Source organism: Methylobacterium oryzihabitans, assembly GCF_004004555.2.
Classification (GTDB): Bacteria; Pseudomonadota; Alphaproteobacteria; order Rhizobiales; family Beijerinckiaceae; genus Methylobacterium; species Methylobacterium oryzihabitans.
This window is the reverse complement of record NZ_SACP01000003.1, coordinates 252,262-278,131: the sequence shown is the minus strand read 5'-3', so window position 1 is coordinate 278,131 and position 25,870 is coordinate 252,262. Positions and strand designations below refer to the sequence as shown.

At 72.4% G+C, this 25,870-nt stretch carries 24 protein-coding genes; 8 read left to right on the top strand and 16 right to left on the bottom strand.

Annotated elements, in window-relative coordinates:
* Nucleotide 1: 1 nt before the first annotated feature.
* The 13 genes from puhE to bchF form a co-directional block, all read right to left on the bottom strand.
* Complete coding sequence (gene puhE, locus EOE48_RS05285; RefSeq protein ID WP_127727730.1) at nt 2-784, bottom strand: putative photosynthetic complex assembly protein PuhE; 783 nt, start codon at nt 782-784, stop codon at nt 2-4.
* Nucleotides 785-791: 7 nt separating this feature from the next.
* A complete protein-coding gene (acsF, locus tag EOE48_RS05280; RefSeq protein ID WP_127727729.1) occupies nt 792-1,853 on the bottom strand; it encodes a magnesium-protoporphyrin IX monomethyl ester (oxidative) cyclase in 1,062 nt (353 codons plus the stop codon).
* Entirely contained in the window at nt 1,850-2,149 is a 300-nt protein-coding gene (locus EOE48_RS05275; RefSeq protein ID WP_127727769.1) for a hypothetical protein, read from the bottom strand. The genes acsF and EOE48_RS05275 overlap by 4 nt, the downstream gene beginning before the upstream one ends.
* Nucleotides 2,149-2,598 carry a photosynthetic complex assembly protein PuhC gene (puhC, locus tag EOE48_RS05270; protein WP_127727728.1) on the bottom strand — a complete coding sequence of 150 codons (450 nt, stop codon included), beginning with the start codon at nt 2,596-2,598 and terminating at the stop codon, nt 2,149-2,151. The genes EOE48_RS05275 and puhC overlap by 1 nt, the downstream gene beginning before the upstream one ends.
* Before the next feature lie 10 nt (nt 2,599-2,608).
* Nucleotides 2,609-3,292: a photosynthetic complex putative assembly protein PuhB gene (gene puhB, locus EOE48_RS05265; RefSeq protein ID WP_246153959.1), complete on the bottom strand. Its 684-nt coding sequence runs from the start codon at nt 3,290-3,292 to the stop codon at nt 2,609-2,611.
* Nucleotides 3,289-4,080, bottom strand: coding sequence for a photosynthetic reaction center subunit H (gene puhA / locus EOE48_RS05260; RefSeq protein WP_127727727.1), 792 nt, complete (start codon nt 4,078-4,080; stop codon nt 3,289-3,291). The genes puhB and puhA overlap by 4 nt, the downstream gene beginning before the upstream one ends.
* Before the next feature lie 74 nt (nt 4,081-4,154).
* Nucleotides 4,155-5,426, bottom strand: a complete 1,272-nt coding sequence (locus EOE48_RS05255) for an MFS transporter (protein ID WP_425463623.1) — start codon at nt 5,424-5,426, stop codon at nt 4,155-4,157.
* A gap of 131 nt (nt 5,427-5,557) precedes the next feature.
* On the bottom strand, nt 5,558-6,259 hold the full coding sequence (gene bchM / locus EOE48_RS05250) for a magnesium protoporphyrin IX methyltransferase (protein WP_127727725.1): 702 nt from the start codon (nt 6,257-6,259) through the stop codon (nt 5,558-5,560).
* Nucleotides 6,259-7,167, bottom strand: coding sequence for a ferredoxin:protochlorophyllide reductase (ATP-dependent) iron-sulfur ATP-binding protein (bchL, locus tag EOE48_RS05245; protein ID WP_127727724.1), 909 nt, complete (start codon nt 7,165-7,167; stop codon nt 6,259-6,261). Before bchL ends, bchM begins: the two co-directional genes overlap by 1 nt.
* Nucleotides 7,164-10,889, bottom strand: coding sequence for a magnesium chelatase subunit H (locus EOE48_RS05240; protein ID WP_127727723.1), 3,726 nt, complete (start codon nt 10,887-10,889; stop codon nt 7,164-7,166). Before EOE48_RS05240 ends, bchL begins: the two co-directional genes overlap by 4 nt.
* A complete protein-coding gene (gene bchB / locus EOE48_RS05235; protein WP_127727722.1) occupies nt 10,864-12,429 on the bottom strand; it encodes a ferredoxin:protochlorophyllide reductase (ATP-dependent) subunit B in 1,566 nt (521 codons plus the stop codon). The genes EOE48_RS05240 and bchB overlap by 26 nt, the downstream gene beginning before the upstream one ends.
* Before the next feature lie 4 nt (nt 12,430-12,433).
* On the bottom strand, nt 12,434-13,696 hold the full coding sequence (locus EOE48_RS05230) for a ferredoxin:protochlorophyllide reductase (ATP-dependent) subunit N (protein WP_127727721.1): 1,263 nt from the start codon (nt 13,694-13,696) through the stop codon (nt 12,434-12,436).
* A complete protein-coding gene (bchF, locus tag EOE48_RS05225) occupies nt 13,693-14,199 on the bottom strand; it encodes a 2-vinyl bacteriochlorophyllide hydratase (RefSeq protein WP_127727720.1) in 507 nt (168 codons plus the stop codon). The genes EOE48_RS05230 and bchF overlap by 4 nt, the downstream gene beginning before the upstream one ends.
* Nucleotides 14,200-14,477: 278 nt before the next feature.
* Here bchF and EOE48_RS05220 point away from each other — a divergent pair, with 278 nt between their 5' ends.
* The 8 genes from EOE48_RS05220 (at nt 14,478) to EOE48_RS05185 (ending at nt 22,921) form a co-directional block, all read left to right on the top strand.
* Nucleotides 14,478-15,353, top strand: coding sequence for a cobalamin B12-binding domain-containing protein (locus EOE48_RS05220; protein WP_246153958.1), 876 nt, complete (start codon nt 14,478-14,480; stop codon nt 15,351-15,353).
* 80 nt (nt 15,354-15,433) lie between these two features.
* A complete protein-coding gene (ppsR, locus tag EOE48_RS05215; RefSeq protein WP_127727719.1) occupies nt 15,434-16,846 on the top strand; it encodes a transcriptional regulator PpsR in 1,413 nt (470 codons plus the stop codon).
* 69 nt (nt 16,847-16,915) lie between these two features.
* A complete protein-coding gene (gene chlG / locus EOE48_RS05210) occupies nt 16,916-17,818 on the top strand; it encodes a chlorophyll synthase ChlG (protein WP_127727718.1) in 903 nt (300 codons plus the stop codon).
* Complete coding sequence (locus tag EOE48_RS05205; protein WP_127727717.1) at nt 17,815-19,149, top strand: BCD family MFS transporter; 1,335 nt, start codon at nt 17,815-17,817, stop codon at nt 19,147-19,149. The genes chlG and EOE48_RS05205 overlap by 4 nt, the downstream gene beginning before the upstream one ends.
* A 50-nt stretch (nt 19,150-19,199) precedes the next feature.
* On the top strand, nt 19,200-20,375 hold the full coding sequence (locus tag EOE48_RS05200; protein ID WP_127727716.1) for a geranylgeranyl diphosphate reductase: 1,176 nt from the start codon (nt 19,200-19,202) through the stop codon (nt 20,373-20,375).
* Nucleotides 20,375-20,860 carry a TspO/MBR family protein gene (locus EOE48_RS05195; RefSeq protein WP_425463622.1) on the top strand — a complete coding sequence of 162 codons (486 nt, stop codon included), beginning with the start codon at nt 20,375-20,377 and terminating at the stop codon, nt 20,858-20,860. The genes EOE48_RS05200 and EOE48_RS05195 overlap by 1 nt, the downstream gene beginning before the upstream one ends.
* Nucleotides 20,861-21,086: 226 nt before the next feature.
* Nucleotides 21,087-21,356, top strand: a complete 270-nt coding sequence (locus EOE48_RS05190) for a hypothetical protein (RefSeq protein ID WP_127727714.1) — start codon at nt 21,087-21,089, stop codon at nt 21,354-21,356.
* Between the two features lie 20 nt (nt 21,357-21,376).
* On the top strand, nt 21,377-22,921 hold the full coding sequence (locus EOE48_RS05185; protein WP_127727713.1) for a c-type cytochrome: 1,545 nt from the start codon (nt 21,377-21,379) through the stop codon (nt 22,919-22,921).
* 423 nt (nt 22,922-23,344) lie between these two features.
* Here the strand turns inward: EOE48_RS05185 and EOE48_RS29085 are convergent, their stop codons facing one another.
* The 3 genes from EOE48_RS29085 to pufM all read right to left on the bottom strand — a co-directional run bounded on the left by EOE48_RS29085 (nt 23,345) and on the right by pufM (nt 25,844).
* Nucleotides 23,345-23,521 (bottom strand): hypothetical protein, encoded by a 177-nt coding sequence (locus EOE48_RS29085; RefSeq protein WP_177303150.1) that lies wholly within the window; start codon nt 23,519-23,521, stop codon nt 23,345-23,347.
* Nucleotides 23,522-23,805: 284 nt separating this feature from the next.
* The gene (gene pufC, locus EOE48_RS05180) at nt 23,806-24,852 is read right to left on the bottom strand and encodes a photosynthetic reaction center cytochrome PufC (RefSeq protein ID WP_127727712.1); all 1,047 of its coding nucleotides are present in this window, start codon (nt 24,850-24,852) and stop codon (nt 23,806-23,808) included.
* The gene (pufM, locus tag EOE48_RS05175; protein WP_127727711.1) at nt 24,849-25,844 is read right to left on the bottom strand and encodes a photosynthetic reaction center subunit M; all 996 of its coding nucleotides are present in this window, start codon (nt 25,842-25,844) and stop codon (nt 24,849-24,851) included. Before pufM ends, pufC begins: the two co-directional genes overlap by 4 nt.
* Between the last annotated feature and the right edge of the window lie 26 nt (nt 25,845-25,870).

The window sequence follows — 25,870 nt, the reverse complement described above, 5'->3', positions numbered from 1 at the left end:
CTCAGGGCGCCGCGTCGGCGCCGGGACGGCGGGCGGGCAGCCCCCAGCCCCAGAGCGCGGCCGACGGCAGCGGCAGCATCAGGAAGCCGTGCTCCAGGATCGCGAGCGCCATCAGCGTCGCCATCATGGTGTGGCCGGACCGTTTGAACGCCGAGGCGCTCTCGGTGACGGCGGGGTGCAGCAGCACCAGCAGGAAGCCGGTGGCGAGGATCATCGCCACCGGGAACAGCGCGTTCATCGGCGCCCGGCGGAAGAAGCTGCCGAGGTAGCGCAGATGCTCGGGCAGGAACTCGGCGTGCAGGTTGCGCACGCCGAGGAACAGGTTGAGGCGGGCGCTGAGGTTCATCCCCCACAGGACGAGGTAGGTCCACAGCGCCATCCGGTTCGGGCCGCCCGCCGTGAGCCAGCCGATCGCGACGGCGCCGAGGATGATCGCCGCCTCGTGCCACAGGTTCGTCGCCGCCGCGGCGCCGAACCGGGCGAGGCCGCGATCGGTCGGCACGCCCGGGGTTCGGCGGGGGCCGGCGAGATAGCCCATGTAGAAGGCCATCTCCTGCCAGCCCCAGACGATCAGCGCCGCCGTGAACGCCGCGTAAGCCCCCGCCTCGCTCTCCTGCGTCGCGCTCCAGGCCACCACCCACAGGGCGACCGCCAGCGCCAGCGTCGTCGCGCCGAAGCTCCAGGCATGGGTGCGGCGCGGCCGGTGGTTCAGCCAGAGGATCGCCCCGGTCAGGAACCACCAGATCACGACGGCATAGAGGATCGGCGCGGCGTAGTCGGACATGCGGGCGCTACCAGGCGGGGCTGAGGCGGATCTGCGCGGGCATCGGGTTGGCTTTCGCCGGCATCACCATCAGCCGCCCGAAGGCGAAGGCGGCCCGCGCAACGTGGCCGGCATGCCGGAGCCTGCCGACGATCCCGCCCCGTGCCTTCGCCTCCTCGATGCCGCGGGCGCAGGTCAGCAGCCGCTCCAGCCCGGCCCGGAAGCCCGGGTTGTCGATGTCGAGGGTGAGCGGAAACACCTGCCGCGAGATCTCCGACGTGATGGCGAAGACCTGGAAGTCGTACTCCTTCGGGTCCACCCCGAGTGCCTTGTGGAAGGCCGGCCGGCACTGGTCGCGCACGAACATCGTGCAGAACACGGCGAGCAGGAAGAACTTGATCCAGTAATAGTTGATGCCGGTGAGCAGCTTCGGATTGGCGCGCATCAGCAGCGCGAACGCCTCGCCGTGGCGGAACTCGTCGTTGCACCACTTCTCGAACCACTTGAAGATCGGGTGGAAGCGCTTGTCGGGGTGGCGCTCGAGGTGGCGGAAGATCGTGATGTAGCGGGCATAGCCGATCTTCTCCGACAGGTAGGTGGCGTAGAAGATGAACTTCGGCCGGAAGTGGGTGTACTTCTTGGCCCTGGTGAGGAAGCCGAGGTCGATGCCGACCCCGAAATCCTTGAGCGTGTCGTTGATGAAGCCGGCGTGGCGGGCCTCGTCGCGGCTCATGAAGCCGAACAGCTCGCGGATGTCCTTGTTCTTGGCCCGCTTGCGCATCTCGGCGTAGAGCACGCAGCCCGAGAACTCGGCGGTGATCGACGAGACCAGGAAGTCGAGGAATTCCTTGCGCAGCTCCGGATCGAGGCCGGACAGGTCGAGGTCGAAGTCGGAATTGCGCACGAAGTGGCGCTTGTTGGGGTCGCTGCGCATCTCGGCGATCAGCACGTCCCATTCGGCCCGCACCGGCTCGACATTCGTGCGGTCGAGTTCCTCGAAGTTCGTGGTGTAGAAGCGCGGGCTCAGGAAGGTGGTCTCCTGGGCCGACTTCGTGCTCTCGTTGGGGGTCTTCAGGGTCGTCGCGCTCATAGCCGCGTCCTTTCCGAGAAGCTGACTTCGTAGAGTTCGGTGAGCTCGAAATGGCCCGCGATGCGGGTCCACAGGCGCTCGACGGCGCCGGCGCGCACCACCGTGGCGGTGCGGCGCACCACGATCCGGTCGCCGTAGGGTACCGAGGTCGGGGCGTCGTGCACCGTCACCTCGTCGCCCGGGGCGATGAGCAGCCCGCCGTCGAGCGTGACGTGGGCGTGCAGGCTCTCGGCCGTCTGCTCGATCTCGACGGTGCACGGCACCTCGATGCGGCGCTTGCCGCCGAACCACTGCATCACGATGCGCCCCTCCCCTGTTCGAGCAGCCGCGCGAAGGCGGCCGCGTTGCCGAGCCCGAAGGCTTCGAGGTTGATCCGCCGGCCCGACGCCACGTCGTCGAGCGAGAGCGTGCCGTTGTCCCAGCGGGTGAGCCGGAACGGCGGGTCGCGCGGCAGGCCCTCGCGCAGGCGCGCCTGGGCCATCACCCGCAGGGTGGCGCGCAGGAACCCGTCCTCGCCGGGCTGGACCTCCGCCACGAGGCGGCCGCTGCCGGCCTCGCGCAGGGCGACGCGGCCGTCCGGCCGGTCCTCGACCGCGAGGTCGAGCACCTGGATCGCGGCAGCCGGCGGCATGTGGGTGGTGCCGACGCCGCTGGTGCGCCCGAACGCCACCGCGGCGAGCGAGAAGGCGACGAGGAGGCCGACATTACGCAGGAGCGGGCGCGGGACCGGGATGTCGTGGGCCATCGCCTCCCCCTCAGTGGCCGGCGGCCGCGAGGCGACCGGGCAGGACGGGCGCCGCCGCCGGGGCCGGCTGCACGGCCTGGACCGGCTGGCCGTTCGCCTCGGCGAGGGCCGCGGCGATGCGCTTGGCCACCGCCTCGGCCTCGGGCACGCAGCGCAGCATCGGCTCGGGCCGGGTCAGCCGCCACGGCCGGGCATGCGGCCACAGGTGCAGGTAGGCCAGCCGCACCCCGGGCTTGAGCCGCAGCGGCAGGTCGCCGCTGCCGTCGCCGAAGCGACGGAAGGACGCCGCCTCGATCTCCTTGAGCGGCAGGTTCACGTCCATCTGGAGCGCGATGCCGATGCGCAGCATCAGCCGCCGGTCGGTGAGGGTGTAGACCGTGGTGCGGCGCGCGCCCCAGGCGAGGGCGAACAGGATCGCCAGCGCGAGCGCCCCGCCGAGCAGCACCGGCAGGGCCGCGCCCGCCCGGCCGGTCGAGACCGCCTGGAACAGCGCCAGCCCGCCGAAATACAACCCGACGAGGTCGACGTGGAAGGCGCGGCGCGCGAGGCTGAGCAGCCCCGGACGGCCCTGCCACAGCAGGCGCTCGCCGGCGGGCAGCGGCCCCGGCAGGCCATCGGGGATCGGGCCCTGGACCGTGCCTTGGGGGATCGGGCCTTGGGGGATCGGGCGCTGGGGGATCGGCGTCGGCGTCACAGCAGCGGCTCCTGGCGGCCCTCGGTGGCGTAGAGCGTGCCGGCGCCGTAATAGGCCATGACCCGCTCCTCCTCCCGCAGGGTGATGCTGTCGGGGTCGCGCGGCTGCGGCACGCCGGCGAACTGCCGGGCGAGCAGGGCCTCGACGACGATCTTCTTGTGCCGGCTGAAGCGCTGCACGTCCGCGAAGGTCCAGGGGATCAGCACGGTGCGGTCGCGGGCGCCCTCCAGTTCCATCTCGTAGTAGCGCGGCAGCGACTCTCCGCGATCGACCCAGATCTCCGTCACGGTTCCGGCGAGCACGCCGTCGGCGCCGTAGACCGGCATGCCGCGGGGGTCGGGGTCGGACGCCGAGACGGTGAACTCGTCGGCGACGCGCATCGGCACGATGCGGTTCTTGCCCTCCCAGGTCAGGTCGGGGCGCTCGGCGCGCAGCGCGTAAGAGCCCGGGCCGACGCCGTCGGCGAGGCGGGAATCGTCGGTCGAGGTCGGCACGATCGGCGCGCCGGGCCAGGGTTCGAGCTTGACCGCCTTGAGCTCGCCGACCGGACCCTCGTGGGGGCGCGGCGCCAGCACGGTCGAGCCGTCGGCGAGCACGAAGGTCTTGGGGCTCGGCAGGAACAGCCAGTCCCAGCCCTTGAGCCCGCCATGGACCTCGGATTCGAGCGGGTAGCCCTCGCGGCGGTCCTCGCGGCGCAGGTAGAAGACCAGCCCGGCGAAGAAGAACCAGAACGCGTAGAGCACCACTTGCGCGACGTCGATGTAGCCTGTGATGGCACCCTTGGGCATGGTGGCCTCCTTCGAAAGCATTTTCCGGCGAAATGGACACCGTTTCGCCGAAGAAAACGCGTAAAAACAACAACTTAAGGCAGGGCCGGGCGGGCGGAAAGCGCGGGTTGACCGGGCCGGCGCACCAGCGGCCCGATCGCCACCAGGGTCGCGAACAGGAGCCCGATCTCGATGTGATAGACGACGAGGTAGCCGGTCGAGGCTTCGGCCAGCCCCTCGCCGAGGCGGCCCGAGACGGCGAGCGCCGAGCCGAGGTCGCGCAGGATGCCGCTCGCCGCGATGGCGGCGCCGGCGGCGGTGGCCTGGACGGCGCCCCAGGCGCCGAGCGCGAGGCCGGTCTGCTCCGGCTGCGCCCCGGCCATCGAGGCCGTGAGGGTGCCGTGGGCGAACAGCCCGCCGCCGAGGCCGATCAGCGCGACGCCGCAGGCGAACAGGCTCCCCGACCCGAGCGGCGCGGCAAAGACGACGGCCGAGAACGCCGCGATGCCGATGACGGCGCCGGCCGCCGCGACCCGGAAGGGATCGCCGCCGCGGTTGAGCCAGCGTGCAGCGGTGACGAGGCCGATCCCGCCCCCGACCGCCAGCACGGCGGTGAGCGCCGTGGTGGCGGCGACCGGCAGGTGCAGGATCTGGCCGCCGTAGGGTTCGAGCAGGATGTCCTGCATGCTGAACCCCGCCGTGCCGAGCCCGGTGGCGATCAGGCGGCGGCGGGCCAGCGGCTGCGTCGCATAGGACTCCCACGCCTCGCCGAAGCGGCGGGCCGGCGCCGACCGGCGGGAGGTGTCGCGCGGCTCCTGCTTCCACAGGGCGATGCCGTTGAGGACGAGGGTGGCGAGCGCTGCGCCCTGGATCACCTGGATCAGCCGGATCGCGGAAAAGTTCGCCAGCGCCAGCCCGAACACCACGGCGCTCGCCATCATGCCGGCGAGCAGCATGGCGCAGAGCAGCGCCACCACCCGCGGCCGGGCGTGGGCCGGCGCGAGATCGGTGGCGAGCGCCAGCCCGACCGTCTGGGTGGTGTGGAGCCCGGCCCCGACCAGCACGAAAGCGAGCGCCGCCGCCACCTGCCCGACCACGATCGGCCCGGTCGTGTCGCCCGACAGGATCAGCAGCGCGAACGGCATGATCGCGAAGCCGCCGAACTGCAGCAGCGTGCCGAACCACAGGTAGGGCACGCGGCGCCAGCCGAGCACCGAGCGGTGGGTGTCGGAGCGGAAGCCGACCAGCGCCCGGAACGGGGCGGCGAGCAGCGGCAGCGCCAGCATCACCGCGACGATCCAGGCCGGGACGTCGAGTTCGACGATCATCACCCGGTTGAGGGTGCCGATGAGCAGCACCGCCGCCATCCCGACCGTGACCTGGAACAGCGACAGCCGCAGCAGCCGGCCGAGCGGCAGCTCCGCCGTGGCGGCGTCCGCGAACGGCAGGTAGCGCGGGCCGAGTTCGGCCAGGGCCCGGATGAGGCGGCGGGTGCTGCTCATCGGCGCACCAGCTCCAGGGCGTTGGAGAGGTAGAAGCCGGAGGTGATCCGCCGGCTGCGGGCGAGGGCGAAGGGCGCGAGGCCCGGCTCCTCGCCGATGCGGCGGCGCAGGGCGCGCTCCCCGACCGGCTCGATCGCCGGGGCCCGGTCGCCGCGGGGAAACAGCCGGCCGGCGGCGTGCATGGCGGTGAGCAGCGGGGTGCGCGGCGCCACGGTGAACAGCAACGAGGCGCCGGTGCGGCGGCCGAGCAGGTTGAGCGCCCGCACGATGTCGGGGGTGCGGTAGTGGATCAGCGAATCCATCGCCACGACGTGGTCGAAGCGGCCGAGATCGTCGTCGAGCATGTCGCCGACCCGGAAGTCGAGGCGGCCGGGCAGCCGCAGGCCGGCATGACGCTCGTGCGCCAGCCCGACCAGGGTCGGCGACACGTCGACCGCCACGACCTCGGCGCCGCGGCGCGCCGCCTCGACGGCGAGCGCCCCGGTGCCGCAGCCGGCATCGAGCAGGCGCCGGCCGGACAGGTCGGCCGGCAGCCAGGACAGGAGTTCGGCCCGCATCGCGTCGCGGCCGGCGCGCACCGTGGCGCGGATGCGGCTCACCGGCGCGTCCGAGGTCAGCCGCGCCCAGGCCTCGACGGCGGTGCGGTCGAAATAGGTTTCGAGCTGGGCCCGGCGGGTGGCGTAGGTGGTGCTGGTCATCAGTCGAATCCCAGGAACTCGAACAGGTCGCGGTCCTTCATCGGCACCGCCGGCAGCGGCTCGACGCCGGCCCAGAGTTGCTCCGCCAGTTGCAGGTACTCCGCCTGCACCGCGAGCAGCTCCGGCGACGGGTCCATCTCGAACAGGGTCGCCTTCTTGAGGCGCGAGCGGCGCACCACGTCGAGATCGCGGAAATGCGCGAGGCGCTTGAGGCCGACCGCCGCGTTGAAGCGGTCGATCTCGTCGGTGGCGGACGAGCGGTTGGCGATGACGCCGCCGAGGCGCACGCCGTAGTTCTTCGACTTGGCGTGGATCGCCGCGACGATGCGGTTCATCGCGAAGATCGAGTCGAAGTCGTTGGCGGTGACGATCAGCGCCCGGTCGGCGTGCTGGAGCGGCGAGGCGAAGCCGCCGCAGACCACGTCGCCGAGCACGTCGAAGATCACCACGTCGGTGTCTTCCAGAAGGTGATGCTCCTTGAGCAGCTTCACCGTCTGACCGACGACGTAGCCGCCGCAGCCTGTGCCGGCCGGCGGGCCGCCGGCCTCGACGCAGCGCACGCCGTTGTAGCCCTCGACCACGAAATCCTCGACCCGCAGTTCCTCGGAATGGAACTGCACGGCTTCGAGCGCATCGATGACCGTGGGGGCGAGGCGCTTGGTCAGCGTGAAGGTCGAATCGTGCTTGGGGTCGCAGCCGATCTGCAGCACGCGCTTGCCGAGCTTCGAGAACGCGACCGAGAGGTTGGACGAGGTGGTGCTCTTGCCGATGCCGCCCTTGCCGTAGACGGCGAAGACCTTCGCGGTCTCGATGCGGATGTCCGGGTCGAGGGCGACCTGGAGACTTCCTTCTTGGCGCCCTTCGGGCGCGCGCTTCGCCGCGACGGGGTTTCGGATCGCGATGTTCATTCCGCAGCCTCCGCGGTGATGCCTTCGAGCCGGTCCTCCAGGGCCTCCTCGGCCCGGTCGAGGGCGGCGCGGGTCTCGGGGTCGGGGGTCCAGAAGCCGCGCCGGTGCGCCTCGATCAGGCGGTGGGCGACCTTGGCCGAGGCGGCGGGGTTGAGCGCCGCCATGCGCTCGCGCATCGCCTCGTCGAGGACGTAGGTCTCGGTGATGCGCTGGTAGATCCAGGGCGCGACGCCATCGGTCGTGGCCGACCAGCCCACCGTGTTGGTGAGGTGCTGGTCGATCTGGCGCACGCCCTCGTAGCCGTGGCCGAGCATGCCCTCGGCCCATTTCGGGTTGAGCATCCGGGTGCGGGTCTCGAGCGCGACCTGCTCGGAGAGCGAGCGCACCCGGCCCTCGCCCCGGGTCTGGTCGCTGATGTAGACGGGGACCGAGGTCCCTCGGGCCTTCGCCACCGCGCGGGCCATGCCGCCGAGCCCGTCGAAATAATGGTCGACGCTCGTCACCCCGACCTCGACCGAATCGAGGTTCTGGTAGGCGAGATCGACGCCCGCCAGCACCGCCTGCATCAGGGCGCGCCGGGGCTCGGGACGGCCGTCGCGGCCATACGCGAAGCTCTTGCGGCGCGAGAACGTCTCGCAGAGTTCGGCCTCGTCGTCCCAGCGCCCGGAATCGACGAGGTGGTTGAGGTTGGCGCCGTAGGCGCCCTCGGCGTTGCTGAACACCCGCAAGGCCGCGGTCTCGATGTCGATGCCGTGCGCGGCCTGGTGCGCCAGCGCGTGCTTGCGCACGAAGTTCAGCGCCTCGGGCTCGTCGGCGGTGGCGGCGAGGTAGGCGGCCTCGGCCAGCAGCTTCGTTTGCAGCGGTAGCAGATCGCGAAAGATGCCGGACAGGGTCGCCACGACGTCGATGCGCGGGCGGCCGAGGTCTTCGAGCGGGATCAGCACCGCGCCGCAGAGCCGGCCGTAGCCGTCGAAACGCGGCGCGGCGCCCATGAGCGCCAGCGCCTGCGCCACCGGCGCGCCCTCGCTCTTGAGGTTGTCGCTGCCCCACAGGACGAGCGCGATGCTCTCCGGGTAGGCGCCGCCGTCGGCGGCGTGGCGGGCGAGCAGCCGCTCGACCTGGGCGCGGCCGTCGGCCAGCGCGAAGGCGCTCGGGATCCGGTAGGGGTCGAAGCCGTGCAGGTTGCGCCCCGTCGGCAGGATCGCGGGCGAGCGCAAGACGTCGCCGCCGGCGACCGGGGGCACGAAGCGGCCGTCGAGGGCGCGCAGCAGGGCCGGAATTTCGTGGTCCTCGGCGAGCAGCCGGTCGGTCCCGGCGAGCGCCCGGAACGCCGCCAGGGTGGCGTCGTCGGCGCCGGGCCCGGCGGCCTCCTCGGGCGCCGCTCCGGCGACCAGCCGCTCGATGCCGGCGCGGTCGGGCACGAGGCCGTGGACGGACGAGGCGAGCGCCAGCAGCAGGTCGGCGCGCTCGGCCGCCGGGGTTCCCTGCCCGACCACGTGCAGCCCGTGCGGGATCAGGGTGTGTTCGAGTTCGATCAGCCGCACGCCGAGGTCGGCGATGCGGGTCTCGGCCTCCGTCCCCCACCCGTCGCCCTCGGCGAGGTCGAGGGCGAGGGCCTGGCCGTGGATCAGTACCGCGAGCTTGGCCCGCTCGGCGGCATCCTCCGGCGGCAGGGCGCGGCGGCGCTCCAGCGACGCCTTGAGGTCGATCAGCCCGCGGTAGAGCCCGGCCTGGGCGAGGCTCGGCGTCAGGTAGCTCACCAGCGTCGCGGCGGTCCGGCGCTTGGCCAGCGTGCCCTCTGACGGGTTGTTGGTGGCGTAGAGGTAGACGTTGGGCAAGGCCCCGATCAGCCGCTCGGGCCAGCACGCCGCCGACAGCCCGGTCTGCTTGCCGGGCATGAATTCGAGCGCCCCGTGGGTGCCGAAATGCAGCACCGCGTCGGCGCAAAAATCCTCGCGCAGGTAGCGGTAGAAGGCCGAGAAGGCGTGGGTCGGCGCGAAGCCGCGCTCGAACAGCAGCCGCATCGGGTCGCCCTCGTAGCCGAAGGCCGGCTGCACCCCGACGAAGACGTTGCCGAAGTGGGCCCCGAGAACCAGGATCCCGCCGCCGTCGCTCTGGTGGCGGCCCGGGGCCGGCCCCCACTGCGCCTCGATCTCGGCGAGGTGGGCCTCGCGCCGGACGTGATCGTCGGCGGAGATCCGGTGGGCGACGTTGGCCGGCGTGCCGTAGCGGGCGGCGTTGCCCTCCAGCACCCGGGCGCGCAGGGCATCCACGGTCTCGGGGATCTCGACCGCGTAGCCGTCCGCCTTCAGGCCGAGGAGCACGCGGTGGAGCGACTCCCACACCGACAGGAAGGCGGCGGTGCCGGTGGCGCCGGCATTGGGCGGGAAGTTGAACAGCACCACCGCGACCCGGCGCTCGGCCCGCGGGCGGGCGCGCAGGGCGACGAGCTTCGCCACCCGGTCGGCGAGGCGCGCGGCGCGCTCGGGGTGGACGGCCATGTCGCGGGACTGCGTCCCGTCGCGGGATCCCTCCGCGCGGGCGGCGCGGCCGCCGAACACCATCGGGGCGGTGGCGCCGTCGAGTTCGGGAATCGCCACCATCATGGTGGCCTCGACCGGCGACAGGCCGCGCTCGGAGACCTCCCACTGTTCGAGGCTCTGGAACTCGACCGCCTGGGCGGCGAGGTAGGGCACGTCGAGCCGCGCCAGCATCGCGCTCGCGGCGGCCGCGTCGTTGTAGGCCGGGCCGCCGACCAGCGAGAATCCGGTGAGCGAGACCAGCGCGTCGATCGCCGGCCTTCCGTCCCTCAGGAAGAACTTTTCCACCGCCGGGCGGTTGTCGAGGCCGCTGGCGAAGGCCGGCACGACCGAGAGCCCGCGGGCTTCGAGCGCCGCGATCACGCCGTCGTAATGCGCGGTGTTGCCGGCGAGCACGTAGGAGCGCATCAGCAGCAGCCCGACCCGGCCGGCCCTGCCCTCCGCCGGCAGCCGGTCGGGGCGCTCGGCAAGGCGGCCCGGCATCCGCGGGTGGTAGAGGCCGGTCTCCGGATAGGCGCGCGGCTCCTCGGCGGCGAGGCGCTGGCGCCAGCCCGCCCGCTCCCCGGCGGCGTAGCGGCCGGCGAGGAAGCGCACGAGGTTGACGACGTTCTCGTCCGAGCCGGCGAGCCAGTATTGCAGGGTCAGGAAGTAGGCCCGCACGTCCTGGGCCGAGCCCGGGATGAAGCGCAGGATCCGGGGGATCTGGCGGACCAGCGCCATCTGGCGCGCCCCGCCGCCGCTCGCGCCGCCGGGGCCCGACTTGCCGCGCAGGCGCTTGAGGAAGTCGAGCGCGCCGCGCTGCGAGCCGTCCATGGCGAAGCGGTTCATCCGGGTGGTGCGCACCACCTCGGCGGCGGACAGGCAGCCCACCATCGCGTCGCAATGCGGCCGGCGGGCGAGCAGCGCCGGCAGCACCGCCCGGACGTGCTCGTCCATGAACAGCATCGCCGAGAGCACGATGTCGGCCCGGGCGATGTCGGCGCGGCAGGAGTCGAGGGCGGCGGGGTCGGTGTCCCACTCGGCGGCGGCGTGGAAGCCGAGGATCAGCCCGGGGGCGGTCTGCGCCAGCACCCGGCGCGCCCGCTCCACCGCCCCGGCGAGATGGTTGTCGAGGGTGACGACGACGACGCGCAGCTCCGGCAGCGCGCCCGGCCCCTCACCGGCTGAAATGCGCTTTGGCATCGTACAGGGTCTCGACGGTGATGAGCGGGAGCGCCCGCTCGCGGGCGTAGCGTTCGGTGTTGCTCCGGGCCTTGCCGCGGACGAAGAACGGCACCTTCTTGAGTTCGCGCTCGGCCTCGATCGCCCACACCACCGGCCCGGCGGCGGGCGCCGCGGCGAGCACGGCGGTCGCGGCCTCGGCCTCGGCCTCCTCGCGTGGCCGGCCGCCGAGATGCGAGGGAGCCACGCCGAGGTGAGAAGGGGCTACGCCGTCATGGAATTCCGGGTCGTCCCGGAACATCGCGAGAAGATGCTCCTCCAGCCCCATCATCAGCGGGTGGACGAAGGTGTCGAACAGGACGTTGGCGCCCTCGAAGCCCATCTGCGGCGCGTGGCGGGCCGGCACGTCCTGGACGTGCATCGGCGCCGAGATCACCGCGCAGGGAATGCCGAGCCGCTTGGCGACGTGGCGCTCCATCTGGGTGCCGAGCACCAGTTCCGGCTGCGCCGCCGCGATCGCCGCCTCGACTGCGAGGTAATCGTCGGTGACCAGCGCCTCGATGCCGTGGGCCGCCGCCTCCGCCCGCACCTCACGGGCGAGCTCCCGCGAATAGGTGCCGAGCCCGACGAGGGTGAAGCCGATCTCGTGGGTCGCGACCCGCGCCGCCGCGATCGCGTGGGTCGCGTCGCCGAAGACGAAGACCCGCTTGCCGTTGAGATAGGTCGAATCGACCGAGCGGGCGTACCACGGCAGCCGCGACCCCTCGCCGTCGAGGACCGGGGCCGGATTGACGCCGGCGAGCGCCGCCACCGCCTCGACGAAGGCGCGCGTGCCCCTCACGCCGATCGGCGCGGTCTCGACGAAGGGTTGGGCGTGGGTGCGCTCCAGCCACTGCGCCGCGCTGCGGGCGATCTCCGGGTAGAGCACGACGTTGAAGGCGGCCTCGCCCAGGCGTCCGAGGTCGGCCGGCGTGGCGCCGAGCGGCGCCGTCACGTTGACGGCGATGCCGAGGTCCCCGAGCAGGCCGCGGACTTCCCGCAGGTCGTCGCGGTGGCGGAAGCCGAGGGCGGTGGGCCCGAGGATGTTGCAGCTCGCCCGGACCCGCGGCGCGGTGGCGGGCGGGCCGGCGAGTGCCCGCACCAGCCGGTAGAAGGTCTCGGACGCGCCCCAGTTCTCCTTCTTCTGGTAGGCGGGCAGTTCGAGCGGGATGACCGGGATCGGCAGGCCGAGCGCCCGGGCGAGCCCGGCCGGATCGTCCTGCAGCAGTTCCGCCGTGCACGAGGCGCCGACGATCATCGCCTGCGGGCGGAAGCGCTCGTAGGCGTCGCTCACCGCCTGCTTGAAGATCTCGGCGGTGTCGGCGCCGAGGTCGCGGGCCTGGAAGGTGGTGTAGGTGACGGGCGGGCGGGCGCCGTGCCGCTCGATCATCGTGAACAGCAGGTCGGCGTAGGTGTCGCCCTGCGGCGCGTGCAGCACGTAGTGCAGGCCGCGCATCGCGGTGGCGACCCGCATCGCGCCGATGTGAGGAGGTCCCTCGTAGGTCCAGAGCGTGAGCTGCATCGCCTCAGGCCTCCAGCCGCGCGCGGCGCGCGAGGGGGCGGGTGAACAGCCCGGCGAGGTCGCCGGCCTGCTCGTAGCCCTGGATCGGGGTGAACAGCAGCTCGATCGACCACTTGGTCGGCAGGTCCTCGGCCTCGAGCGGGTTGGCGAGGCCGAGGCCGCACACTGTGAGGTCGGGCCGCGCCGCCCGGCAGCGGTCGAGCTGGTCGTCGAGGCTCTGGCCTTCCGTCACCGCGGTGCCGTCGGGCAGCAGCGCCAGATCCTCGGCGAGATGGCCCCGGTGCAGATAGGGTGTGCCGACCTCGATCAGCTCCGCGCCCATCTCCCGCGACAGGAAGCGGGCGAGCGGCACTTCGAGCTGCGAATCGGGGAAGAAGAACACCCGCCGGCCGGAAAGCCGCTCCCGGTGGGCGGCGAGCGCCCGCGCCGCCCGGGCCCGGCCGGGCTCCGTTGCCGCGGCGAGACGGGCGGGCGCCACGCCGAAGGCGCGGGCGGCGGCGGCGAGCCACAGGCTCGTGCCCTCGGCCCCGAGGGGGAACGGCGCCGGGATGCGGGTCGCACCCCGGCCTTCGAGCGCCCGGGCGGTGTCCGTGAGGAACGGCTGGGCCAGGATGTAGCGGGTGCGCGGGCCGACCGGGGCGCGGTCGGCGGCGCGGCGTCCGGGCAGGAACCGCACAGGCCCGATGCCGAGATCGGAGAACAGCCGCGCGAACTGGTCCTCGACCACGTCGGCGAGCGCCCCGACGACGACGAGCGAGGCCTCGTCGGTGCGCGGCAGGTCCGGCACCAGGGCGGCGAGGCAGGCATCCTCCCCTTGCGTGAACGTCGTCTCGATGCCGCTGCCGGAATAGCTCAGCACCCGCACGTCCGGGGCGAAGTCGGCCGAGAGGCGCGCGGCGGCGCGGCCGAGGTCGAGCTTGATGACCTCGGACGGGCACGAGCCGACGAGGAACAGAAGCTTGATGTCCGGCCGGCGCTCCAGCAGGCGGCGCACCACCCGGTCGAGTTCCTCGTGCGCGTCGGCGAGGCCGGCGAGGTCCCGCTCCTCGATGATCGCGGTGGCGAAGCGCGGCTCGGCGAAGATCATCACGCCGGCGGCCGACTGGATCAGGTGGGCGCAGGTGCGCGAGCCGACGACGAGGAAGAACGCGTCCTGAATCTTGCGGTGCAGCCAGACGATGCCGGTGAGGCCGCAGAACACCGCCCGCTGGCCGCGCTCGTGGCGGATCTCGGGGCCGCAGGCGAGTGGGCTCGCGAGCGCCGTCATCGTGCCGCCTCCATCGCGGAGGACAGCCGTCCTTGGACCGGCGCCTGCAACCGGGCGGTGCGCAGCTTGAGCAGGAACTGGCCGGCATTGACGACGTAGGTGGCGTAGGCCGCGAGCGCCAGCAGCATCAGCCCGGAGGTGCCGAGGGCGCCGGTCGCGAGCGCCGCGAGGTAGGCGGTGTGCAGGGCCAGCACCAGCATGCTGACCACGTCCTCCCAGTAGAAGGCCGGCGCGAACAGGTAGCGCCCGAACACCGCCTTCTCCCACAGGGAGCCGGTGACCAAGATCGCGTAGAGGGCGAGGGTCTTGGCCACCACCGAGGCGTTGGCGAGGGCCGCGCCCTCCCCGGTCGAGAGCGTGCGCAGGACGAGCGCGAGGCTGACGAGGAAGATCGCGAACTGGACCGGGGCGAGCACGCCCTGGACCAGGGTCCAGGGCGAGGCGTCCCGGCGTCGCCGCTCGGCCTCGCTGTAGAGAAACGGCCGGTCCGTGGACGTCGCCATCGCGCCTGCCCTCACTTCCGCCCTGTCCGGCCCGCGTTCGCCGTGGATGCCGATGGGAGAAGCCTAGGACCGCCGCCGGCCGAGTGTCAACCTAGGTTGACAGTTAACCCGGATGACATTCCGGAGAGCATGCCGCGAAAGTGCCTTGCGGCAACGCGCCGGAGATGTATCCTGCAGAGAACCCCGGATAACGCCGTCGTGAGGACGACGCTCCCAATCCAGAAAAGCCGACGCAAAGTCGAGCAAAGCCGATTTTCCTGCGCATCGGGGAGGTGCCGGTGGGGGATCAAGCACAATCCGGCACGCTGCCCGGCGCGATGCCGATCCGCGGCGACCGGAGTTTTCGCGACCGGTCTTCGGCCGTCGAGGCCCGGCGGCGCCTGCGCTGGCGGGATGACCTTGCGCAGGTGGTCGAGACCGAGATCATTCCGCGGCTGATGCTGGCCCATCGTGGCGAGGCCCGGCCGCGGCGCGCCTCCACGCGCGTCGCCGGCCCTGACGACGTCGCCCGGCTCACCGCCGTGATGCTGGCGCCCGAGGACCGCGACGCGGTCTCGGAGATCCGGACCCTGCTCGACGACGGGATGGCCGCCGAGGAGGTCCTGACCGGCCTGCTGGCGCCCACCGCGCGCCATATCGGCCGGCTGTGGGAGGAGGATGTCTGCGACTTCGTCCAGGTGACCACCGCGATGGCGCGGCTGCGCCGCCTCGTCCACGACCTCGAGACGCTCTGCCTCGATCCGCGGCCGGTCGACCCGGCGAGCCGGCGCGTCCTGCTCCTGCCGGCTCCCGGCGAGACCCACACCTTCGGCCTGACCCTCGCGGCCCATTTCTTCGCGGCGGCCGGCTGGGAGGTGGCGACGAGCCTCGACGCCCAGCTCGCCGAGGCGCTGGACCGCCTGCGGGGCGAGTGGTTCGACGTCGTCGGCCTGTCCCTGTCCTGCGACGTCTGCTTCGACCGGCTGGTCGCGGCGGTCCCGGTGCTGCGGCGCGCCTCGCGCAACCGCGACCTGCGGCTGATCGTCGGCGGCCCCGCCTTCCACGGCCGTCCCGACCGCGTCCGGCTCGCCGGGGCCGACGCATCCGTCGACGATGCGCGCGAAGCCCCTGAAATCGCACGAAGCTTGCTTGATCTGAGGATTAGAGCCTGCTGAAAGACCTGTTCGATGCGGTCGGCATACGTTGGTGGCCCTTGAACAGACCCGTGAGCCCTGCTGCGAAGGAATCTTTCGCGGTGCTTCGAGACGCCGTCTCCCGCCTCGATCCCCGGACGACGGGCAGCCTCGTCGCTGCAGCCAGCGACGTGTCGCTGGTGGTCGACGGCGAGGGCGTGATCCGCGACGCCGCGTTCGGGGCCGACGGCCTGTCGGAGGAGGCGGGCGAGACCTGGCTCGGCCGGCGCTGGATCGACACCGTCACGGTGGAGAGCCGCCCGAAGGTCGCGAGCCTGCTGGAGGATGCCGGGCTCGGCGCCGTGACGCGCTGGCGGCAGGTCAACCACCCCTCCGCCCAGGGCGGGGCCGACGTGCCGATCCGCTACGCCGCCCTGCGCATCCCCGACGACGACCGCATCATCGTGATCGGCCGGGACCTCAGGGCGCTCTCGGCCCTGCAGCAGCGGTTGGCCGAATCACAGCAGGCGCTGGAGCGCGACTACGCCCGCCTGCGCAGCGCCGAGACCCGCTACCGGGTGCTGTTCCAGCTCGCCGGCGAGCCGATCCTGATCGTCGATGCGAGCACCCGCCGCATCACCGAGATCAACCCGGCCGCCGCCCGGCTCCTCGGCCGGGCGACGAAGCGCATCGTCGGGCGCGACCTCGTCGACCTGTTCGAGCCGGAGGGCGCCCGTGCCGTCCAGGCGCTCCTCGTCGGCCTGCGCCTCACCGGGCAGGCCGAGGACCTCTCCGCCCGCCTCGCCCAGCGGCGGGGCGAGGCGCGGGTCTCCGCCACCTTGTTCCGCGAGGAATCGGGCTCCAGCATCGTGGTGCGCCTCGCCGTCGTGGCGCCGGCCGCGAGCCCGGCGGCGACGCGCTCGGGGGCGCTCGAGGTCATCGAGGCGATGCCGGAGGGCTTCGTCGTCACCGACCGCGAGCGGCGGATCGTCGGGGTCAACGCCGCCTTCCTCGATCTCGCGCAGCTCGCCACCGAGCATCAGGCCAAGGGCGAATCGCTGGAGCGCTGGCTCGGGCGCGAGGGCACCGAGATCGGCACCCTGTTCGCGACGCTCGCCGAGCACGGCTCGGTCCGCCACTTCGCCACCGTGATCCGCGGCGAGTTCGGCGTGGTCGAGGAGGTCGAGGTCGCGGCGGTCTCGGTGCCGGGCGGCGGCAGGCCGTGCTTCGGCTTCACCCTGCGCACCCTGCCCCGGCGCGTCGCCGCGGTGGCGCCGGGCGGGCGCGAACTGCCGCGCTCGGTCGAGCACATGACCGAACTCGTCGGCCGCGTCTCGATGAAGGCGCTGGTGCGCGAGACCACCGACCTGATCGAGCGCCTGTGCATCGAGGCGGCGTTGCGCATCACCCACGACAACCGCGCCTCGGCCGCCGAGATGCTCGGGCTGAGCCGGCAGGGATTCTACGCAAAGATGCGCCGCTACGGCCTCGGCGACCTCGACGGCGCCGAGGAGCCGGAGGAGAGCGAGAGCTGACCGGGGGACCGGCGTCCGCGAGTGTAAAGTTTACTTGACACTCGCCCGGGGCGGTCCCACCCTCCCGGCATGACGACCGAGCGCCTGCCGAAGCCTCTCGCGGTTCCCGCGCCGCGCGCGCTGCTGGAACTGCTCAAGCCGATCACGTGGTTCGCGCCTATGTGGGCCTTCGCCTGCGGCGTGGTCTCGTCGGGGGTCGCGGTCGGCGGGCGCTGGCCGGTGGTGCTCGCCGGGATCCTGCTCGCCGGACCGCTGGTCTGCGCCACCAGCCAGGCGGCCAACGACTGGTTCGACCGCCACGTCGACGCCATCAACGAGCCGCACCGGCCGATCCCCTCGGGCCGCATCCCCGGCCGCTGGGGCCTCGCGGTGGCGGTGGCCTGGACGCTGCTGTCGCTCGCGGTCGCGTCCCTGCTCGGGCCCTGGGTGTTCGGCGCGGCGGTGTTCGGCCTCGCGCTCGCCTGGATCTACAGCGCGCCGCCCCTGCGGCTGAAGCGCAACGGCTGGTGGGGCAACGCCGCCTGCGGCCTGTGCTACGAGGGCCTGCCGTGGTTCACCGGCGCCGCCGTGATGGGCGCGGCCCTCCCCGACGGGCGCGTCCTCCTGCTCGCCGCCCTCTACAGCCTCGGCGCCCACGGCATCATGACCCTCAACGACTTCAAGTCGATCGAGGGCGACCGGCGCACCGGGATCCGCTCGCTCCCGGTCCAGCTCGGGCCGGACCGCGCCGCCCGCCTCGCCTGCCTCGTCATGGCGGCGCCGCAGGTCGCCGCGGTCGCGGCGCTGGCCGCCTGGGGCGCGCCCTGGCACGCGGCCCTCGTCGCCGCTCTGCTCGCCGGCCAGGGGACGCTGATGCGCCGCTTCCTCGCCGACCCGCACGGTCGCGCCGCGTGGTACAACGGCACCGGAACGCTGCTGTTCGTGCTCGGCATGCTGACTGCGGCGCTGGCGCTGCGCGGGGGCGTCGCGTGAGCCCGGCCGCCGCCTTCGGCTGGGGAACCATCCTGCGCCTCGGCCTCGTCCAGACCGCGCTCGGCGCGATCGTGGTGCTCATCACCTCGACCCTCAACCGCGTGATGGTGGTGGAGCTGGCGCTCCCCGCCGCCCTGCCCGGCGGGCTGGTGGCTCTGCACTACGCCGTGCAGGTGCTGCGCCCGCGCTGGGGCTACGGGTCGGATCTCGGCCGGCGGCGCACGCCGTGGATCGTCGGCGGCATGGCGCTGCTGGCGCTCGGCGGCGTCGGCGCCGCCCTCGGGACGACCCTCGTCGCGACGCATCCGGTGGCCGGCTTCGCGCTCCTCGTCCTGTCGTTCCTTGCCGTCGGCATCGGGGTCGGGGCGGCCGGCACCTCGCTGCTGGTCCTGCTCTCCACCGGCGTCGCGCCGCACCGCCGGGGCGCGGCGGCGACGATCGTCTGGATCATGATGATCGCCGGCTTCGTCGTCACCGCGCCTACCGCCGGACACCTCCTCGATCCGTTCTCGGAATCCCGCCTCGTCGCGGTGTCGGGCGGCGTCTCGCTGATCGCCTTCCTGGTCGCCCTCGCGGCTGTGTGGGGCCTCGAGCCGCCGCGGCCCCCCGGCGGGGCCCGGCCCGGGCCGGCGCGGCCGTTCCGCCTCGTCCTCGCCGAGGTCTGGGCCGAGCCGCAGGCGCGCCGATTCACGGTGTTCGTGTTCCTGGCGATGCTCGCCTACAGCGCGCAGGAACTGATCCTCGAACCCTTCGCCGGCCTCGTCTTCGCGCTGTCGCCGGGCGCGACCACGAAGCTCGCCGGGCTCCAGAACGGCGGCGTGCTGGCCGGCATGGTGGTGGTCGCCCTCGTCACCGCCAACGGGCGCGGGCCCCTCGCCTCGCTGCGGCTGTGGACGGTCGCCGGCTGCCTCGGCTCGGCCGGCGCGCTCGCGGCGATCGCGGCCTGCGGATTCGGCGGACCCGGCATGCCGCTTCGTACCTGCGTCGCCGCGCTCGGCCTGTTCAACGGGATCTTCGCGGTGGCGGCGATCGGCTCGATGATGGCGCTCGCCGGCACCGGCGGCGCGCCCGGCGGCGAGAGCCGCCACGGCACCCGGATGGGCGTCTGGGGCGCGGCGCAGGGCCTCGCCTTCGGCCTCGGCGGCTTCCTCGGCGCGGCCGGCGTCGACCTCGCGCGGCTCGCCTTCGACACGGTGGTGCCGGCCTACGCCACGGTCTTCGTGATCGAGGCGGTCCTGTTCCTCGCTGCCGCCGGGCTGGCCCTCGGGATCGGCCGGCCGGAGCCCGGGAAGCGACCACTCGGCGGGTTGGCGATGAGGCACGCGGTCTGACCAACGATCCGGCCGGCGAGCACCGGTCCGGACAACCCGGAGGCACGGCCATGGACGAGGCGATCCTCGATGCGGTGGTGGTGGGGGGCGGTCCGGCCGGGGCGACCGCGGCGACCGATCTGGCGCGGCTCGGCCGCCGGATCGTGCTGCTCGACCGGGCCGGGCGCATCAAGCCGTGCGGCGGCGCGATCCCGCCGCGGCTGATCCGCGACTTCGCAATCCCCGACGAGCTGCTGGTGGCGAGGATCCGCGCCGCCCGCATGGTCTCGCCGCGGGAGCGCGCGGTCGACATGCCGGTCGGCGATGGCTTCGTCGGCATGGTCGATCGCGGGCCCTTCGACGAGTGGCTGCGCAACCGCGCCGCCCTCGCCGGCGCCGAGCGGATCACCGGCACCTATCTGCGGCTGACCCGCGAGGCGGGCGTGGTCACGGTCCATTACCGCGACGCCGGCGGGGCCGAGGCGCGGCTCTGCACCCGCCTCGTCATCGGGGCGGACGGCGCCAACTCGGCGGTCGGGCGCCAGGAGATCCCGGCCCACGCGCGGATGCGGCAGGTCTTCGCCTACCACGAGATCGTGCGCACCCCGCCGGCCGGCGCCTTCGAGGCGGCGCGCTGCGACGTCTACTACCAGGGCGTGCTGTCGCCGGACTTCTACGCCTGGATCTTCCCGCACGGCGACACGCTCAGCATCGGCACCGGCAGCGCCCGCAAGGGGTTCTCGCTCCGCGGCGCGGTCGGGCGGCTGCGCGCCGCGACCGGGCTCGACCGCGGCGAGACCCTGCGCCGCGAGGGCGCGCCGCTGCCGCTGAAGCCCCTGAGCCGGTTCGACAACGGCCGCGACGTGCTGCTCACCGGCGACGCCGCCGGCCTCGTCGCCCCGGCCTCCGGCGAGGGCATCTACTACGCCATGGTCGGGGGCCGCCTCGCGGCCGAGGCCGGCCACGCCTTCCTGACGACCGGCGACGCCCGGGCCCTGGCGCAGGCGCGCCGCCGCTTCCTCAAGGCGCATGGCCGGGTGTTCTGGATCCTGCGCCTGATGCAGACGGTGTGGTATCGCAACGACGGCCTGCGGGAGCGCTTCGTCAGCATCTGCCGCGACCCCGACGTGCAGTCGCTCACCTGGGACGCCTACATGAACAAGGAACTGGTGCGGGCGCGCCCCGCCGCCCACGCACGGATCTTCTTCAAGGATCTCGCCCATCTGTTCCGCTGGGTCTCGCCGTGATCGAGGCGCTCGGAGGACGCTGGGGCCCGATCGCGGTGGCGGCGGCGTCGGCGATCGTGGTCGCGGGGGCGGGGGCATGGCTCACGACGCTCGGCCCCTGGTACGCGAGCCTGCGGGTGCCGTCGTGGAAGCCGCCCGACTGGGCGTTCGGCCCGGTCTGGACCACGATCTTCACCCTCACGGCGATCGCCGGCGTGATGGCCTGGAACGCCGCGCCGGAGGGGCCTGAGCGCGGGTGGCTGCTCGCCGCCTTCGCGCTGAACGGCGTGCTCAACATCGCCTGGAGCGGCCTGTTCTTCCGCCTGGAACGGCCGGACTGGGCGCTGATCGAGGTCGCGGCGTTGTGGCTCTCGGTCGCCGTGCTGATCGTGGCGGTCGGGTGCCATTCCGGCCTCGGTGCGGTGCTGCTCGTGCCCTACCTCGTCTGGGTCGGCATCGCCGCCGCGCTCAACTGGTCGATCGTGCGGCTGAACGGACCGTTCTGAGCCGGCTCGCCATACCGGACCTTGCGGATGCCGCAGCGCCCAAACTCGCATGCTGCACCGCACTTGGCGAGACCAGGGCTCGGCGCCGCTGCGACATCGTGAACCGTGGCGTCATTTCGACGATCCAGCACGATGTTTTGACCTCTGCGGGACTGGAGCCCCGCGTTTTCTAGGTTAGTTCCCCGATCGACTGTGCAAGCCTCGGCATTGCCAGGAGGGCTCGACCGTGCCGGACGTCCTCGCCAGCGGTTCGCTCGTCGACCTCGCGCTCGTCCTGGTCGCGGCGGAGGCCGGCCTGCTGCTGCTGTGGCGCCGCCGGCGCGGACCCGGCCGGGCGGCGCTCCTTGTCAACCTCGCTTCGGGCGCCTGCCTGATGCTGGCCCTGCGCGCCGCCCTCGCGGGCGCCCCCGGATTCTGGCTCGCCGCCGCCCTCGCGGGAGCGGGCGCCGCCCACGTCGCCGATCTCTGGCTGCGGCTGCGTTCCGCCGCCCGATAACCACAACCGGAGGAAGCCCCATGCGTCGCATCACGGCCCTGGCCCTCGGCACCAGCGCGCTCGCCCTCGCCGCCGGCGCGGCGCTGGCGCAAGGCGCGGCGCCCCCCGACCTCGTCGAGAAGGGCCGCTACCTCGCCACGGCGGGCGACTGCGTCGCCTGCCACACCGCACCCGGCGGCAAGCCCTACGCGGGCGGGCTCTACATCAACTTCCCGGGCGGAATCGGCAAGCTGTCGACGCCGAACATCACCCCCGACAAGGAGACCGGCATCGGCGCCTGGAGCGACGACGAGTTCAAGCGCGCGATGCACGAGGGCATCACGCGGAGCGGCAGCTACCTGTACCCGGCGTTCCCGTTCCCCTGGTACACCCGCATGACCGACGACGACGTGCGGGCGATCAAGGCCTACCTGTTCTCGCTGGAACCGATCAACGCACCGCGGAAGCCCGCCGACATCGCGTTTCCGTTCAGCATCCGCGAGGGGCTGCTGGCGTGGCGGCTCGCCTTCTTCACCGCCGGCCGCTTCGAGCCCGACCCGAAGGCGACCGAGCAGGTCAACCGCGGCGCCTATCTCGTCGGCGGCCCGGGCCATTGCGGCGCCTGCCACAACGGCAGCAAGCTCGTCGGCGCCTCGCAGTGGAGCGGCTACCTCGAGGGCGGCTCGATCGACGGCTGGTACGCGCCGAACCTGTCGGGCGACGACAAGGAGGGGCTGGGCCTGTGGAGCGAGGACCAGCTCTTCACCTACCTCAAGACCGGCGCGGCGCCGGGCCGGGCCGGCGTCGTCGCCGGGCCGATGCGGCAGGTGATCGAGGAAAGCCTGAGCAAGATGAGCGACGGCGACGTGCGCGCCATCGCGGCCTACCTCAAGACCCTGGCGCCCAAGCCCACCTACACGCCGGACGTGCGATCCGAGTTCAAGTCCGCCTCGACGGCGCCCGGCGCCGACACCTACCTCAACCGCTGCGTCGCCTGCCACCGGCCGGACGGCCAGGGCATGCCGGGGGCGATTCCGCCGCTCGCCGGCAACGGCGCGGTGCTCGCCAAGGGTCCCGAGACGGTGATCCGGGTGATCCTCGGCGGCCTCGACGCCAAGGGCGACTACGCGGCGATGCCGGCGGTCGGGGTCGGCATGACCGACGCCGAGATCGCGGCGGTGACGAACTACGTCCGCCAGACCTTCGGCAACGAAGCGCCGCCGACCGCCGAGCCCGGTCAGGTCGCGGCCCTGCGCGCCGAGACCCAGACGATGCTCGCCGGCAACGCCGCCTGCGAGACTGTCTCGGATCCGACGCTCGCCGAGGCGCTCAAGCAGGCCGACGCGGCCGGCCAGCTCAAGGACATCAAGGCCGAGCAGATGCTGCCCCGCATCGCCACCCTGCTGCCCGCGATCCGGCAGGCCGCCCCGCAGGCCGGTTCGGCCGCGCTCGTCAACGGGCTCACCGCCACGTTCTGCCAGGTGGCCGACCGCAAGACCGTCGGGCTCGACTGGTCGACGGCGCTCGGCACCTTCGCGGGCGTGGTCTACGGGCAGTTGAAGAACCCGAGCCGGGTGGACAAGTAGGGGTTTCGGCTGCCTTGGATTGTACCCTCCCCCGCTGCGCGCGACCATCCGGGGAAAATTCCTTTTAAGATCAAGCGCGGGATCCCCTCTCCCGAGTGGGAGAGGGGTAGGGGTGAGGGTGGAGACGGCTCCAAAAAGAACACCAACGGTCGAGCTGCGCAGCTCGACCGTTGGTGGATGAATTTGAACCCGAGCCACCCTCACCCCCGGCCCCTCTCCCACTCGGGAGAGGGGAGATGCGCCATTTCTTTTCCCCAGAGCGCCCCCTGCCCTCTGCATGCGAGGACGCCTATTTTCCGAAGGGTGGCGACCCCGTTGGCGGGGGCCATCTGGATCAGCGTCGCGATCCCCTCTCCCGGCTCGCATCCGCTCGCCACCCTCCCCCGACAGAGGGGGGAGGGTCCATATCGGCGCGTCGACCCGCTACCGCGGATCCACCCCCTGGTGCGGCCGCGGCGCGCCGCCGTGGTGATCGGTGAAGCTCGACCGCTCGCCGGTCTCCTTGGCGCGCTGGACCCGCATCCGCTGCCAGATCAGGAACAGGATGACCAGCGCGAAGGTCGTGAAGGCGAGCATGTAGATCAGGCCGGAATCGCCCATGGCCGTTGCCTCCGAAGGCGCCCCACGGGCGCTGGTTGACGGGACGCGCCGCCGGCCGGACGGACCGCCGCAACACGCACCTGACCAACTCGCGGGACCCCGCGACCTGCCGATGCGGCAAATCGTCGTCAGTCGAAGCTGAAGACCCGCGGCGCCGTGTCGAAGTAAACCAGCCGGACCTCCAAAAAATCCGATCGCGCGTCATCGGTTTTGCACGTGCGAAAAGGCCCCGGTTCGGATCCGAACCGGGGCCTTCTGCTTTGTCGGCGTGCCGGAAGCGGCCCTTATTGGGCCGGCGCCATCGGCCCGCCGGCGAGCTCGGGATAGTCCTTGAGCATGCTGGCGCCGTTGAGCGGCTTGGCGAGGCCCTGGTGGCAGGTGGTGCAGTTGGCCTTCGGTGCGTCGCCCTCCGGCCCGAGCCGGGCCTCGGGCAGCACCGGCGTCAGCGGCGTGATGAAGTGGCCGTTGATGTCGCGCACCATCCGGATGCCGTGCCAGGCGGTCACGCGCTTGGGCGTGCTCTCGTGCCAGGACGAGAAGGCGCGGCTGTTGTGGCAGTAGGTGCAGTTGACGCCCAGACTCTCCGACATGTGGATCATCAGGGAGTACGTCAGCTCGGCGTCCTGGATCGGCTTCGACGGGCTCGTCGGCAGGGCCGTGGTGGCGGCGACCCGAACCGCGTTCTGGTCGATGTCCGGGTTGCCGAGCAGGGTCTTGTAGGGGTCGTAGTTCAGCGAGGTCAGGCCGGCCTCGGGCGCCGGGTGGTTCTGTCCGCCGTCCCGGGCCGCGAAGCCCTTCGCGTGCGGCGGGCCGGGATTGTCGTACCACACCGCCTGCGGCACCGGGTTGCCGCGGTGGCAGGTGTAGCAGGTCACGCCGGTCTCGCCGACGTGGTTCTTCCAGTCCGAGTTGATGTGGCGGACCATCCGGAGCATCGAGCGGGCGACCGTCTTGGCGTAGACGCTGTCGTCGGCCATGTTCTCGACGTTGTGGCAGTAGGCGCAGCCCTGCTCGGGCGCGACCCATTCGGTGATCGAGACCATCACGCGATTGAACTGGTCGGCCGTGAGGTCGTTCAGCACCTGCACGTTCTGGTAGACCTGGGTCGCCGGCTCGCCGCCGGGGGGCGCCGGGTCCTGCGGCGCGGGCGCGGCGTTGGCCTCGATCTTCGCCGCGAGGGTGCGGGGGTTCTGCACCTGCACCATGCCGGTACCGCGGAACCCGGTCTGTTCGGAGCGCACCGGCGGGCGCGTCCAGCCCGCGGTGCCGAACATCGCGCCGGTGAGCAGCACCGCCACCACGACGCCGAGGATCTGAAGGGTCAGCTTCATGGCGTGCCTCCCGGAGCCGCGAGGGGCGAGGTGGCCAGGGGATCGACCACCGGCCCGTAGACCGTCGGATAGCTCGGGGCGACGCCGTGCTTGACCGCCCAGAGGTACCAGTTGTCGACCACGGTGCCGGTGAGCAGGATGCCGATGCCGCCGGTCAGCGTGGTCAGGAACGCGAACCACCACAGCCAGCGATGGACCGATTCCATCGTGGCGTTGAAGCCCATGGTCCAGCGCCAGAACAGGGCGGCGCGCTCGGTCGCGGTGCCGCGGTCGACGATCTGCTCGATCTCGCGCTCGCCGCCGTAGCGGCTCACCGCCAGGATGGTGGCGCCGTGCATCGCGAACAGCATCGTCGATCCGTACAGGAACACGATCGAGAGCATGTGGAACGGGTTGTAGAACAGGTTGCCGTAGCGCAGCGAGAACGCCGCGGTCCAATCGAGGTGCGGGAAGATCCCGAACGGCACCGCCTCGCTCCAACTCCCCATCAGGATCGGCCGGATGAAGCCGAGGACGAGGTAGAGCCAGATCGCCGAGGCGAAGGCCCAGGGCACGTGGTAGCCCAGCCCCAGCGCCCGGGCGCGCCGGAACAGCCGCACCCACCACAGCAGGATCGAGGCGGTGAGGAAGAACCCGGCCATCAGCCACCAGCCGCCCTCGGCGAGCGGCGGCAGGATCTTGAGCCCGTATTCGGGCCGCGGCGGCTCCAGGGCGAGCCACGGGAGCTGGCGCACGAACTGCACCGGATCCCAGTTCACCGAGGCCCACATGTTGAGGCCGATGATCTCGATCGCGATGAAGCCGCAGGCCAGCGACATCGTGCCGAGCGTGCCGAGATAGATCGGTCCGATCTGGGCGTTGCCGACGAGGCCGGCGAGGTAGCTGAAGCCGCCCTGGCCGACGCGGTTCTCGATCTCCGGGATCTCGACGCCGGCTTCCGGATGGAGCGGGTGGACCTGCACCTGCGTGTAGATGTTCTGGTAATACCCCATGGCGGCGGATGCCTTCTGACGGGTGA

Coding starts and splice junctions, on each gene's coding strand:
- EOE48_RS05240 (WP_127727723.1), bottom strand. CDS start 10,889: ATGCCAAAGCGCATTTCAGCCGGTGAGGGGCCGGGCGCGCTGCCGGAG.
- bchF (WP_127727720.1), bottom strand. CDS start 14,199: ATGGCGACGTCCACGGACCGGCCGTTTCTCTACAGCGAGGCCGAGCGG.
- puhC (WP_127727728.1), bottom strand. CDS start 2,598: ATGGCCCACGACATCCCGGTCCCGCGCCCGCTCCTGCGTAATGTCGGC.
- bchM (WP_127727725.1), bottom strand. CDS start 6,259: ATGACCAGCACCACCTACGCCACCCGCCGGGCCCAGCTCGAAACCTAT.
- EOE48_RS05255 (WP_425463623.1), bottom strand. CDS start 5,426: ATGGCGGCGGTGCTGCTCATCGGCACCCTCAACCGGGTGATGATCGTC.
- bchB (WP_127727722.1), bottom strand. CDS start 12,429: ATGCAGCTCACGCTCTGGACCTACGAGGGACCTCCTCACATCGGCGCG.
- pufM (WP_127727711.1), bottom strand. CDS start 25,844: ATGGGGTATTACCAGAACATCTACACGCAGGTGCAGGTCCACCCGCTC.
- pufC (WP_127727712.1), bottom strand. CDS start 24,852: ATGAAGCTGACCCTTCAGATCCTCGGCGTCGTGGTGGCGGTGCTGCTC.
- chlG (WP_127727718.1), top strand. CDS start 16,916: ATGACGACCGAGCGCCTGCCGAAGCCTCTCGCGGTTCCCGCGCCGCGC.
- acsF (WP_127727729.1), bottom strand. CDS start 1,853: ATGAGCGCGACGACCCTGAAGACCCCCAACGAGAGCACGAAGTCGGCC.
- bchL (WP_127727724.1), bottom strand. CDS start 7,167: ATGAACATCGCGATCCGAAACCCCGTCGCGGCGAAGCGCGCGCCCGAA.
- EOE48_RS05275 (WP_127727769.1), bottom strand. CDS start 2,149: ATGCAGTGGTTCGGCGGCAAGCGCCGCATCGAGGTGCCGTGCACCGTC.
- puhE (WP_127727730.1), bottom strand. CDS start 784: ATGTCCGACTACGCCGCGCCGATCCTCTATGCCGTCGTGATCTGGTGG.
- puhA (WP_127727727.1), bottom strand. CDS start 4,080: ATGCCCAAGGGTGCCATCACAGGCTACATCGACGTCGCGCAAGTGGTG.
- EOE48_RS05185 (WP_127727713.1), top strand. CDS start 21,377: ATGCGTCGCATCACGGCCCTGGCCCTCGGCACCAGCGCGCTCGCCCTC.
- EOE48_RS05230 (WP_127727721.1), bottom strand. CDS start 13,696: ATGACGGCGCTCGCGAGCCCACTCGCCTGCGGCCCCGAGATCCGCCAC.
- EOE48_RS29085 (WP_177303150.1), bottom strand. CDS start 23,521: ATGGGCGATTCCGGCCTGATCTACATGCTCGCCTTCACGACCTTCGCG.
- EOE48_RS05200 (WP_127727716.1), top strand. CDS start 19,200: ATGGACGAGGCGATCCTCGATGCGGTGGTGGTGGGGGGCGGTCCGGCC.